The organism is Micromonospora sp. BRA006-A (assembly GCF_033433935.1).
GTDB lineage: Bacteria > Actinomycetota > Actinomycetes > Mycobacteriales > Micromonosporaceae > Micromonospora > Micromonospora aurantiaca.
The window spans coordinates 3972012-3984779 of the sequence record NZ_JANCLW010000001.1; the positions used below are offsets into that span (position 1 = coordinate 3972012).

Annotated in this window: 8 protein-coding genes; 5 read left to right on the forward strand and 3 right to left on the reverse strand. The window is 73.1% G+C overall.

Annotated elements, in window-relative coordinates; all coding sequences use genetic code 11:
* The first annotated feature begins 193 nt into the window (after positions 1-193).
* Positions 194-5659 (forward strand): carboxyl transferase domain-containing protein, encoded by a 5466-nt coding sequence (locus tag NMK34_RS18150; protein ID WP_318334427.1) that lies wholly within the window; start codon positions 194-196, stop codon positions 5657-5659.
* Positions 5660-5798: 139 nt separating this feature from the next.
* Positions 5799-6191 carry an SCO5389 family protein gene (locus NMK34_RS18155; RefSeq protein WP_318334428.1) on the forward strand — a complete coding sequence of 131 codons (393 nt, stop codon included), beginning with the start codon at positions 5799-5801 and terminating at the stop codon, positions 6189-6191.
* Positions 6192-6236: 45 nt separating this feature from the next.
* On the opposite strand, the gene NMK34_RS18160 is transcribed toward NMK34_RS18155, so the two are convergent.
* The gene (locus NMK34_RS18160; protein ID WP_318334429.1) at positions 6237-6641 is read right to left on the reverse strand and encodes a transcriptional repressor; all 405 of its coding nucleotides are present in this window, start codon (positions 6639-6641) and stop codon (positions 6237-6239) included.
* Positions 6642-6870: 229 nt separating this feature from the next.
* Between NMK34_RS18160 and NMK34_RS18165 the strand changes: the two genes are divergently transcribed.
* Genes NMK34_RS18165 through NMK34_RS18175 form a run of 3 tightly spaced genes read left to right on the forward strand, consistent with a single transcriptional unit; the run spans position 6871 to position 9334 of the window.
* Positions 6871-7464, forward strand: coding sequence for a copper chaperone PCu(A)C (locus NMK34_RS18165; RefSeq protein WP_318334430.1), 594 nt, complete (start codon positions 6871-6873; stop codon positions 7462-7464).
* Positions 7461-8693, forward strand: coding sequence for a Dyp-type peroxidase (locus tag NMK34_RS18170; protein WP_318334431.1), 1233 nt, complete (start codon positions 7461-7463; stop codon positions 8691-8693). The genes NMK34_RS18165 and NMK34_RS18170 overlap by 4 nt, the downstream gene beginning before the upstream one ends.
* A 20-nt stretch (positions 8694-8713) precedes the next feature.
* A complete protein-coding gene (locus tag NMK34_RS18175) occupies positions 8714-9334 on the forward strand; it encodes a copper resistance protein CopC (RefSeq protein WP_318334432.1) in 621 nt (206 codons plus the stop codon).
* Between the two features lie 51 nt (positions 9335-9385).
* Here NMK34_RS18175 and NMK34_RS18180 read toward each other — a convergent pair whose 3' ends face one another.
* Positions 9386-10375 (reverse strand): LacI family DNA-binding transcriptional regulator, encoded by a 990-nt coding sequence (locus tag NMK34_RS18180; RefSeq protein ID WP_209310301.1) that lies wholly within the window; start codon positions 10373-10375, stop codon positions 9386-9388.
* 317 nt (positions 10376-10692) lie between these two features.
* On the reverse strand, positions 10693-12762 hold the full coding sequence (locus NMK34_RS18185) for an RICIN domain-containing protein (RefSeq protein ID WP_318334433.1): 2070 nt from the start codon (positions 12760-12762) through the stop codon (positions 10693-10695).
* Between the last annotated feature and the right edge of the window lie 6 nt (positions 12763-12768).

Sequence of the window (12768 nt, forward strand, 5' to 3'; positions counted from 1 at the left end):
CCGGCGCCGTATCGCGTACCCGCTGGTAGTGAGTGGCTGGCTAAAAACTTTTGTTCGGTTCCTACAACGGTCCCCGCTCAGGGTTCGGCCGTTACGACATGGCGCCGCCCGCGCCCAGCCGGAAAGGTGAGGCGAGCCGGGGGCATCGCCGCGCCCGGCGCGCAGGAGTGGGTCAACCGAAGGGGACGGTCACGTGTTCACCCGTGTCGCCATCGTCAACCGTGGTGAGGCCGCGATGCGGCTCATCCACGCGGTCCGGGAACTGGCCGCGGAGACCGGCAGCCGGATCGAGACCGTCGCGCTGTACACCGACGTCGACCGTACCGCCACCTTCGTCCGCGAGGCGGACGTCGCCTACGACCTGGGCCCCGCGTCCGCCCGCCCGTACCTCGACCTGAAGACCCTGGAGCGCGCGCTGGTCGAGACCGGCGCGGACGCCGCATGGGTGGGCTGGGGTTTCGTGGCCGAGGATCCGGCGTTCGCCGAGCTGTGCGAGAAGATCGGCGTGACGTTCGTCGGGCCGAGCCCGGACGCCATGCGCAAGCTCGGCGACAAGATCGGCGCGAAGCTGATCGCCGAGGAGGTCGGCGTGCCGGTCGCGCCGTGGAGCCGCGGCGCGGTGGAGAGCCTGGACGACGCACTGCGTGCGGCGGCCTCGATCGGCTACCCGCTGATGCTCAAGGCCACGGCCGGTGGCGGCGGGCGCGGCATCCGGGTGATCCGCAGCGACGCCGAGCTGGCCGACGCCTACGAGCGCACCAGCCAGGAGGCGGCGCGGGCGTTCGGCAGCGGCGTGGTGTTCCTGGAGCGCCTCGTCACCGGCGCCCGGCACGTCGAGGTCCAGGTGATCGCCGACGGTCAGGGCACCGCGTGGGCGCTCGGCGTCCGGGACTGCTCGGTGCAGCGGCGCAACCAGAAGGTGATCGAGGAGTCCGCGTCGCCGGTGCTGAGCCCCGAGCAGACCGCGGAGCTGAAGACGTCGGCGGAGCGTCTGGCGGTCGCGGTCGGCTACCGGGGCGCGGCCACCGTCGAGTTCCTCTACCACCCGGGCGACCGGCTGTTCGCGTTCCTGGAGGTCAACACGCGCCTGCAGGTCGAGCACCCGATCACCGAGTCCACCACCGGGTTCGACCTGGTCAAGGCGCAGCTGCACGTGGCCGGTGGCGGGCGGCTGAACGGTGAGCCGCCGGTCGAGCGCGGGCACGCGATCGAGGCGCGGCTCAACGCCGAGGACCCGGACCGCGACTTCGCGCCCTCCCCCGGCCGGATCACACGGCTGGACCTGCCCGCCGGGCCGGGTATCCGGGTCGACACCGGGGTGAGCGAGGGCGACACCATCCCGGCCGACTTCGACTCCATGATCGCGAAGATCATCGCGTACGGCCGGGACCGGGACGAGGCGCTGGGCCGCCTGCGCCGGGCGATGGCGAACACCACTGTGGTCATCGCCGGCGGCGCCACGAACAAGAGCTTCGTGCTCGACCTGCTCGACCAGCCCGAGGTGATCGACGCCAGCGCGGACACCGGCTGGATCGACCGGGTACGCGGCGAGGGTCGCCTGGTCGCGCACCGGCACTCCGCCGTGGCGCTGGCCGCCGCCGCGATCGAGGCGTACGAGGAGGACGAGACCGCCGAGCGGCAGCGGCTGCTGTCCACCGCGGCCGGCGGACGCCCGCAGGTGCAGCACCGCAGCGGCCGGCCGCTGGACCTGAAGCTGCGCGGTGTGACCTACCGGATGCGGGTGGCCCGGGTCGGCGCGCACCGGTTCCGGGTCGGTGTCGAGGCCGGTGGCGACGTGCGCACCGCCGACGTCGAGCTGGACCGCTTCGACCGGCACACCGGCCAGATCGCCGTCAACGGCGCCCGGTTCCGTCTGCTCACCGACACCCACGGCCCGGTCCACCTGGTCGAGGTGGACGGCGTGACGCACCGGATCAGCCGCGACGAGGGCGGCGTGCTGCGCTCCCCCATGCCGGCGCTGGTGGTCGCCACGCCGCTTCAGGTCGGCGCGGAGGTCGAGGCCGGCGCACCGGTGCTGGTGCTGGAGGCGATGAAGATGGAGACGGTGCTTCGGGCGCCGTTCCGGGCCCGCCTCAAGGAGTCGTCTGTGGCGGTCGGCACCCAGGTCGAGGCCGGTGCGCCGCTGCTGCGCCTGGAGCCGATCGCGGAGGAGGGCACCGAGGCGGCCGCCGGCCCGGCCGGACCGGCGGTCGAGCTGGACCTGCCCACGGCGCCCGCCGACGTGCCGGCGCGGTCCCGGGCCGAACGCGGCCAGGAGGACCTGTGCGCGCTGCTTCTCGGCTACGACGTGGACCCGCACGACGAGCGGCGGGTGCTCGACGACTACCTGGACGCGCGCCGGGCGGCCGCCGAGGCCGGGCACCGGCCGCTGGCCGAGGAACTGGAACTGGTGAACGTCTTCGCCGACCTGGCCGAGCTGAGCCGTAACCGGCCCGGCGGCGACGACGGGCCGGGCGGGCACGTGCACAGCGCCCGCGAGTACTTCCACACCTACCTGCAGAGCCTCGACGTCGAGCGGGCCGGTTCGCCGGACTCGTTCCGGGCCCGCCTGGCCAAGGCGCTCGCCCACTACGGCGTCACCGAGCTGGACCGCTCCCCCGAACTGGAGGCCGCGGTCTTCCGGATCTTCCTGGCCCAGCAGCGGGCCGCCGCCGACGCCACGGTGATCGCCGCGCTGCTGCGTTCCTGGCTGCGCGAGCCGCCGCCGGACGAGGCGCTGCGCGAGCCGGCCGGCCTCGCGCTGGAGCGGCTCGTCGCGGCCACCCAGGTCCGCTTCCCGGTGGTCGCCGACCTGGCCCGGGGCGTGGTGTTCGCCTGGTTCGCCCAGCCGCTGCTGCGCCGCAACCGGGCCCGGGTCTACGCCCAGGTCCGCACCCACCTGCGGCACCTCGACGCGCAGCCGGACGCGCCGGACCGCGCCGAGCGGATCGCCGAGATGGTGCGCAGCACCGAGCCGCTGGTCCGGCTGCTGGGCCAGCGCCTGGTCCGCAACGACGTGGACAACGCGGCCATGCTGGAGGTGCTGACCCGCCGCTACTACGGCAACAAGGCGCTCACCGAGGTCAGCACCCGCACCGCCGGCGGCTGCACGTTCGTGGTGGCCGGGCGCAACAGGTCGAGCGTGGTCTCGGCCGCCGTCCGGTTCGACGCGCTCGGCGACGCGCTGCGCGGCCTGGCCGAGGTGGCCCGGGACTGCGAGGCCGTCGACGCGGACGTCTACCTGGCCTGGGAGAACCAGCCGGAGGACCTGGACGCCACCGCCACCGCCCTGCTGGAGGTGGTGAACGCGCACCCGCTGCCGCAGCAGGTGCGCCGCCTCACCACCACTGTCGCCGGGCGCGCCGGCGCGGTGATGCACCACCACGTCACGTTCCGTCCGGCGCAGGGCGGCGGGATGGCCGAGGAGCGCCTGATCCGGGGCCTGCACCCGTACATCGCGCAGCGGATGCAGCTGGAACGGCTGCGCGAGTTCGACCTGACCCGGCTGCCGTCGCTGGACGAGGAGGTGTACCTGTTCCAGGCGGTCGCCCGGCAGAACCCGTCCGACCAGCGGCTGGTGGCGTTCGCGCAGGTGCGTGACCTGACCGGGCTGCGGGAGCAGGACGGCCGCCTGGTGGCGCTGCCGACCACCGAGGACACGGTGGCGGCCTGCATCGACTCGATCCGCCGGGCGCAGTCGCGGCGGCCGTCGAAGTCACGGTTCCCGACCAACCGGATCGTCGTCTACGTGTGGCCGCCGAGCGAGCTGACCCGCGAGGAGATGGAGCTGATCGCCGGCCGGGTACGCCCGACCACAGTGGGCGCCGAGCTGGAGGAGATCCTGTTCATCGCCCGGCAGCGCGACCGGCGTACCGGCGAGCTGACGAAGGTCGGCGTGCGGATCACGTTCGACGTGACAGGGCACGCGCAGCTGACGGTGGGCGAGCCGCCGGCCGAGCCGGTCGAGCCGCTCGACGACTACCGGCTGAAGGTGCTGCGCGCGGCCGGGCGCAACACGGTCTACCCGTACGAGCTGACCGGCCTGCTGGGCGACTTCGTCGAGCACGACCTGGACGCGCACCACCGGCTCGTGCCGGTGGACCGGCCGAAGGGCCGCAACACGGCGGCGATCGTGGCCGGCGTGGTCACCACGCCGACCCCGCGGCACCCGCAGGGCGTGACCCGGGTGGTGCTGCTCGGCGACCCGACCAAGTCGCTCGGCGCGCTGTCCGAGCCGGAGTGCCGGCGGGTGATCGCCGCGCTGGACCTGGCGCAGCAGATGGGCGTGCCGCTGGAGTGGTACGCGTTGTCCGCCGGCGCCCGGATCTCGATGACCTCCGGCACCGAGAACATGGACTGGGTGGCCGCGGCGCTCAAGCGCATCGTGGAGTTCACCCAGGACGGTGGTGAGATCAACATCGTGGTGGCGGGCATCAATGTCGGCGCGCAGCCGTACTGGAACGCCGAGGCGACGATGCTCATGCACACCAAGGGTGTTCTGGTCATGACGCCGGAATCGGCGATGGTGCTCACCGGCAAGCAGTCGCTCGACTTCTCCGGCGGCGTATCCGCCGAGGACAACTTCGGCATCGGCGGCTACGACCGGGTGATGGGCCCGAACGGCCAGGCGCAGTACTGGGCGCCGGACCTGCCGGCCGCGCGGGACGTGCTGATGGCGCACTACGACCACACGTACGTCGCGCCGGGCGAGCACGCCCCGCGCCGGGCGGTCACGATGGACCCGGTGGACCGGGACATCTGCGGCTACCCGCACGCGGTGGCCGGCAGCGACTTCGCCACGGTGGGCGAGATCTTCTCCGCCACCGCGAACCCGGACCGTAAGAAGCCGTTCGACATCCGTACCGTGATGCGGGCCCTCGCGGACCAGGACCACCCGGTGCTGGAGCGGTGGGCCGGCATGGCCGACGCGGAGACCGCTGTGGTGCAGGACGTGCATCTCGGCGGCATCCCGGTGTGCCTGCTGGGCATCGAGTCCCGGTCGGTGCCCCGGCACGGCTTCCCGCCCACCGACGGCCCGGACACGTACACCGCCGGCACGCTGTTCCCGCGCTCGTCGAAGAAGGCCGCGCGGGCGATCAACGCGGCCAGCGGCAACCGGCCGCTTGTCGTGCTCGCCAACCTGTCCGGCTTCGACGGCTCGCCCGAGTCGATGCGCAAGCTGCAACTGGAGTACGGCGCGGAGATCGGCCGGGCGATCGTCAACTTCCGCGGCCCGATCGTGTTCTGCGTGATCTCGCGCTACCACGGCGGTGCGTTCGTGGTCTTCTCCAAGGCGCTCAACCCGGACATGACGGTGCTGGCGATCGAGGGGTCGTTCGCCTCGGTGCTCGGTGGCGCGCCCGCCGCCGCCGTGGTGTTCGCCGGCGAGGTCGCCGCCCGCACGGCCGCCGACGCGCGGGTACGCGACCTGGAGGCGAAGGTCGCCGCCGCGGCCGGCACCGAGCGGGCGACCCTCACGGCCGAGCTGGACGAGCTGCGCGCGTCGGTGCGGGCGGAGAAGCTGGGCGAGGTGGCCGCCGAGTTCGACCGGGTGCACAGCATCCAGCGCGCGGTCGAGGTCGGTTCGGTCGACGCGGTGGTTCGCGCCGCCGAGCTGCGGCCCCGCGTCATCGAGGCGATCGAGGCGCGTCTGCGCTGACACGTCGCACCGCCGGACGGCGGGCGGGCCTTCGGGTCCGCCCGCCGTTTCGCGTGCGCCGGTAGTTGACGGGCCGTCCGTCGCATGGTGTGCTCAATCGGTAATGGAAACCGTATTCGTTAGCGATGACGGAGGACCCATGTCGCTCACCGTTCCGCCCGCCCTGCTGCACGCCGCCGAGACCGGTCCCGTGAACGAGGAGGAGTTCGTCGCCTGCGTCCGCGACTCCCTGCCGTACGCGTGGGAGACGGTCAGCCGGGTGGCCGCCGACCTGGCCGCGTCCGACGCCGAGTTCGCCGACAACGTGGTGCCGCCGCCGGGCGACGCCGAGCGCGGGCAACTGCTGCGCGCGATGGCCAGCGACGCGATCCGCGCCGGTCTGGAACGGCACTTCGGGGTGACGCTGGCGTTCCAGAACTGCCACCGGGTGGCAGCCTTCCGCCCCGGCGCGGCCGGCTCCGAGGCGTACCGCCGGTTCACCTCCAGCCGGGGCCAGCTGCTCAACCAGTCCCCCACGCTGCGCAACTGCTGACCGGGACGCGCGGGCGGGCGGGCCACCGCCCGCCCGCGGCACCGCTCAGCCGGCGCAGCGGTCGCAGGTGCCGAAGATCTCCAGGGTGTGCCCGACGTCGGTGAAGCCGTGCTGCGCGGCGACCTGGTCGGCCCACCGCTCCACGGCCGGGCCGGCCACCTCCACGGCCCGGCCGCAGCGGCGGCAGACCAGGTGGTGGTGATGGCGGCTCTGGCTGCACCGCCGGTAGAGGTGCTCGCCGCCGGGTAGCCGCGCCGAGTCGATCTCGCCGTTGTCGACGAGCATCTGCAGCGTCCGGTACACCGTGGTGAGGCCGACCTTCGCCTGCCGCTGGACGAGCATCTGGTGCAGCTGCTGCGCGCTGTGGAAGCCGTCCAGCTCCCGCAGCAGCGCCAGCACCTCGGCGCGCTGGCGGGTGTTGCGGGTCGCCCCGGTCGTCACCTGGGTCACCGTCGCCTCCCTCGTCCGGGCGCCCGCCCGGCACCCTCGGCCGGCCGCGGCCGCACCCGGCGCGCCACGTGACACCCGGAACCATTATGCCTTCCGGCCACACCACCGATGCCCGGTCGGCGCCGGTCCACCGGACCGGGTGTGACGTGATCGACCACGCCGGCCGGAACTATCCGGCATCCCGCGCCGACAAACGGTACGAACACCGGATCTTCGAGGGGACGACGTCATGCCCAGCACCACCAGCCGCCGCTTCCTGCGCCAGGCGGCCCTGATCGGCACCGCCGTGCTCGCCGCGTCGGTCACCGCCTGCGGGTCCTCGGACACGCCGTCCCCCGCCACGTCGCCCTCCGCTTCGGCCTCGGCCTCGGCTCCGGCGAGCGCGGCGGCGGGCGTGCTCACCGTCCGCGACCCCTGGGTGAAGGCCGCCGACAAGGGCATGACCGCCGCGTTCGCCACGCTCGCCAACGACGGCGACACCGACGTCACGATCACCAAGGCGGCCACCGAGGTCTCTCCCATGGAACTGCACGAGATGACCATGAAGGACGGGAAGATGGTCATGCAGGCCAAGGAGGGCGGCATCGTGATCAAGGCACGCTCCAGCACGACGCTGGAGCCCGGCGGCGACCACCTGATGCTGATGAACCTCGCCGAGCCGGTCAAGGCCGGCGACGAACTGACCTTCACGCTCACCTTCGCCGACGGCCGGACCCAGACGTTCACCGCGGTGGCGAAGCCGTTCACCGGCGCCCAGGAGTCCTACGCACCCGGTCACGGTGAGACCCCGATGCCGGAGATGAGCATGAGCCCGGCGTCATGAGCGACAGTCCCGCCACGGCCCGCCGGGTCAGCCGGCGTGGCCTGCTCACCGGCGGCGCGGTGGCCGCCGGGGGCGCGCTGGCCGGCGCCGGCGCCCTCACCGCCGTCCGTTCCGGCAGCCCGGGGGTACGCCCCGGCAACGCCGTCCCGGTGGCCCAGGTGGGCGACGCGGTCGAGCCGTTCCACGGCGTCCGGCAGTCCGGGGTCACCACCGACCCGCAGGCACACGCGGCGTTCGTCGCGTTCACGCTGCGCCCCGGCACCGACCGGGCGGCGCTCGGGCGGATGCTGCGGCTGCTCTCCGACGACGCGGCCCGGCTCACCCAGGGCCGCCCGGCGCTGGCCGACACCGAACCGGAACTGAGCGTCCTGCCGGCCCGGCTGACAGTCACGTTCGGCTTCGGTCCCGGGCTCTACGCCGCCGCCGGGCTCGACGACCGGCGGCCCGCCTCGGTGGCCGAGCTGCCCGCGTTCGGCATCGACCGGCTGCAACCCCGCTGGTCCGGCGGGGATCTGCTGCTGCAGATCTGCGCCGACGACCCGCTCACCGTCGCCCACGCCCAGCGGGTTCTGGTCAAGGACAACCGACCGTTCGCCGTCGTCCGCTGGGTGCAGCAGGGCTTCCGCCGGGCCGCCGGCGCCGAGCCGGGGCGTACCCAGCGCAACCTGTTCGGGCAACTGGACGGCACCGCCAACCCGAAGCCCGGCACGCCGGCGGACACCGCGGTGTGGGTGACCGACGGACCGGACTGGCTGCGGGACTCGACCACGCTCGTCGTACGGCGGATCAGCATGAACCTGGAGACCTGGGACCTGCTGGGCCGCGCCGACCGGGAACTCGCCGTCGGGCGGCGCCTCGACACCGGCGCGCCGCTGACCGGCCGGGCCGAACACGACGAGCCGGACTTCGCCGCGCTCGGCCCGGACGGGCTCACCGTCATCCCCGACTTCTCGCACCTGACCCGCGCCCACGTCACCGACGACCGGCAGAGGATCCTGCGCCGGCCGTACAACTACGACGGCGTGCCGACGCCCGAGGGCGACGCGGACAGCGGGCTCGTCTTCGCCTCGTACCAGGCCGACATCGCCGGTCAGTTCCTGCCCATCCAACGCCGGCTCGCCGAGCGCGACCTGCTCAACGAGTGGACCACCCCGATCGGCTCCGCCGTGTTCGCCGTACCGCCCGGCTGCCCCGAGGGCGGCTGGATCGGCCGGCAACTGCTCGGCTGACCACCACAGGAAGGCGCGCCATGCGTACCCGTTCCGTCACCGTGCTGCTCGCCGCGGCCCTCACCGCCCTGCTGCTGGCCCCGGCAACGCCCGCGGCGGCGCACAACTCGCTCCAGGAGGCCACGCCGGCGCGCGACGCCCGGCTCACCGCCGCGCCGACGCAGGTCACGCTGCGGTTCATGCAGGGACTGAACCCCTCCTTCACCACGATCACGGTCAGCGACACCGGTCAGCGCAAGGTTCCCACCTCCGCACCGGCGGTGAACGGTGCCACCGGCACCGTGACGATCGACGAGCCGCTGGGCAACGGCACCTACACGGTCGCGTACCGGGTGGTGTCCCGCGACGGCCACCCGGTCCAGGGGTCGTACCGCTTCACCGTGGCCGACCCGGCCGCGCCCGCACCGTCGGCTGCCGCGTCGTCGGCTGCCCCGTCATCAGCGGCTCCCGCGTCGGCGGCGGCGTCCGCGGCGGCCGGCGCGGACGCCGCGAGCGAGCCGGACGCCTCGGGCGCGCGGTCCGGCGACGACGGCCCGCCGGTCGCGCTGCTTGCGGGTGGGGCGGTCGCCGGGCTGCTCGTGGTCGCCGGAATCGTGTTGCTGCTCGCGCGCCGGGCACGCGCTCACCGCACGGACCACTGACGACCGGGCCGCACGGCGGGGCCGGCCACGGGTGAGCGGGCCGTGCCCGTCTCAGCGGGCGGGCGGCGGGCCGACGCTGCGGCGCGGCACCAGCGTCGGCGCGATCGTCTGCCGCAGCGGCCCGACGGTCTGCGACTCGATCTGCGCCAGGAGCAGGTCCAGGCTCGCCGCGGCGACAGCGCCGAAGTCCGGCCGGACGGTGGTCAGCGGCGGGATGAAGTACGCCGCCTCGGGCACGTCGTCGAACCCGACCACGCTGATGTCGTCGGGGACGCGGCGGCCGTGCTCGTGCAGCGCCCGCAGCACGCCCAGCGCGAGGTGGTCGTTGGCGGTGAAGACGGCGGTGACCTCCGGCATCCGGGCCAGCATCTGCCCGCACCGGTAGCCCGCCGCCGCCGACCAGTCGGCGTGGACCAGCGGCGGGATCTCGGCGCCGGCCTGCCGCAGCGCCTCGCGCCATCCCTCGATCCGGCCGGCGCTGTCGAACCAGTCCGACGGCCCGGACACGTGCCACACCGTGCGGTGCCCGGCGGCCAGGAGGTGCTCGGTGGCGGCCCGGGCGCCGGCGACCTGGTCGACAGTCACCAGCGGGATCGGCCGACGCGGGTCGCCGTCGACGGTCACCAGCGGCACGTCCTGGGGCAGCCGTTCCAGCGCCTCCCCGGCGGACTCGACCGGCGCGATCACCACGATGCCGGCGACCCGGTGCGCCAGGTGCCGTTCCACGGCGGCCGAGATGGAGCGGTGGTCGAGGTCGCGGACGCTACCGACGCTCACCGCGAAGCCGGCCTCGGCGGCGGTCTGCTCCAGCGCCGCGAGCAGCGACGCCGGGCCGTAGAGCGTGGTGTTCTGCGCGACCACGCCGATCACCTGGGACCGGCCGGTCACCAGCGCGCGGGCCGCGCGGTTGGGCCGGTAGCCGAGTTCGGTGATGGCGGCCTGCACCCGCAACCGGGTCTGCTCACGCACGTTGGGATGCCCGTTGAGAACCCGGGAGACCGTCTGGTGCGACACCCCGGCGAGGCGGGCCACGTCCGTCATCGCAGGACCGCGCACGGCCACCTCACTTTCGCCACTGCCCGCGGCCACACCCGGTCGATCTCGACCGGACCGTCCCGGGTGGCGACAGTCTACGCCAGCGTTCCCATCGGTATCGGCACCGTCGATCGCCCGTTCCCGCCGTGGCGCGGCGATATCGGGGAATCGACGGGCGACTCATTCCCTTCCGTTACGCAGTGGCACGAACAGGCAGCTCGGAGCGGGTGGAATTGCGCCCGGGGTGCGGCATTTCCGGCGATTGCCGGAGCCGCACCCCGGGTTATCGAAGATGTGTCAACGACCGCGAATGGTGACCGTTGTCACGGTGTCGTCAGCGAGAACTGCCGCACCGTCACCGCGCCGCCGAGGGATTGGGTGGCGTAGTTGAAGAAGCCGAACCGGTAGCCCATGAAGAACTGCCACGCGTTGTTGAGCGTCAGCGCGTTACCGAGCGACACGAAGTTCACCCCGTCGGTGCTGTAGGAGAACCGCGCCTGCCGCCCCGAGCCGGGCCGGATGTCGGCGTTCGCCCGCAGCCAGATCCGCCCGCCGGACACCGCCGCACCGGCGATCTCCGTACCGGTGCTCGTGGTGTTCCAGTTCGAGCCCATGGTCAGGCCGTTCGTCATCACCACGCGGGTCGCGCCGTTGTCCCGCCGTACGCCGATCCAGGCCGAGCTGTCCCGCAGCATCGCCAGGCCGGCCCGGTCACCGTCGCGCATGGTCGAGTAGTCCAGCTCGATCGTGCCGGTCGAGGTCGGCCCCTGGATGCGGTGGGTGAGCGTGTTGCGGGCCCGGTACAGGTCGTTCGTGACGGTGGCGGTCTGCAACCGCAGGCCGTTGTTCACCGACCACCTGCTGTTGTCCGGGTTGTGGTTCCACTCGTACTGCGGGCCGAGCGTGGTGCCGGAGAACGTGTCGGTGCCGGTGAGCGGCTTGACCGGGCGGGTCGGCAGCGGGTTGGGGTAGCTCGCGCCCCAGGCGCCGTTGACGGTCTGCACCTGCGGCCAGCCGTCGGAGGTCCAGGTGATCGGCGCCAGCGTCGGCATCCGGCCGCCCGGGTACGCGTCGGTGAACGCCATGTAGTACCAGGCGCCGGTCTGCGTCTGCACCAGCCCGCCCTGGTGCGGCACGCCGCCACCGGAGATCGGGCCGGGCAGGTTGAGCAGCACCTGCCGCTGCTCGTACGGGCCGAACGGGCCGTTCGTGGACTTCAGCACGTACTGGCCGTTGGCCGGGCGGGTCAGCCAGATGTAGTACGCGCCGTTGCGCTTGTAGAAGCGCGCGCCCTCCAGCGTGCCGATGCTCGACGGCGTCTGGTAGACCTGCTGGGCCCGGACCTGACTGCGCCCGTCGGCGGAGAGCTGGGCCACGCTGATCGTGCCGTTGCCGTACGCGACGTACATGGTGTCGTTGTCGTCGATCAGCAGGCCGGCGTCGTAGTAGCAGTTGGGGATGGTGGTCAGACGGCTCCACGCACCGTCCACGGCCGCGGCGGTGTAGATGTGGGTCTGCGCGAAGTCGATGCACCCGGCCCAGTAGAACGTGCGGTTGCTCGGCCGGTAGTTCAGCGTCGACGCCCAGATGCCGTCCACGTACGCCTGCTCGCCGGCGCTCAGGTCGTACTTGGTGCCGAACTCCAGCCGCGGCACCGAGTGCCCGGCGAACTCCCAGTTCACCAGATCCCAGGAGCGCAGCACCGGCGCGCCCGGCGAGTAGTGCATGGTGGAGGCGGACATGTAGTAGACGTCGCCGACCCGGATGATGTCGACGTCGGCGAAGTCCTGCCAGACGGCCGGGTTGGTGAAGCTGCCGCCCGGGTTGCCGGGGTTGTCGCCGACGCGGACGAGCTGCCACTGCTGGTTCGCGCCGTTCCAGTCGTCGTACTGGACGATGTTGCCGCCGTCGGTGGTGGAGGCGTTCTGCACCTCCATCACCTTGTTCGAGTTCCGGTTGATCAGCCGGACGTACCCGCCGTCGGAGTCGGCCAGCCGGAACTGCTGGTTGGTGCCGCCGTGGTCGGTCCACTGGACCACCGCCGCGCCGTTGGCGGTGGACGCGCCGGTCACGTCCAGCACCTTGCCGGAGTGCCGGGACCGCAGCCGGTAGTAGCCGCCGCCGGAGTCCACGAACTGCCACTGCTGCCAGGCACCGTCGTTGCGCGTCCACTGGGTGATCCGCGCCCCGTCGTTCGTCGCCTGGTTGTACAGGTCCAGCGCCTTGCCGCTGTTGCGGTTCACCAGCACGTAGTACGCGCTGGTGTCCACGGTGGCCGCGGAGACGGGCGCGGGCACGGCGCCCACCACCACGCCGCCGACAAGCAGCGCCACCACCCCGGCCAGCAGCCGGGACAGGCGTCCACGTCCACGGGACAGTCGAGCCGTCACCATGATCCT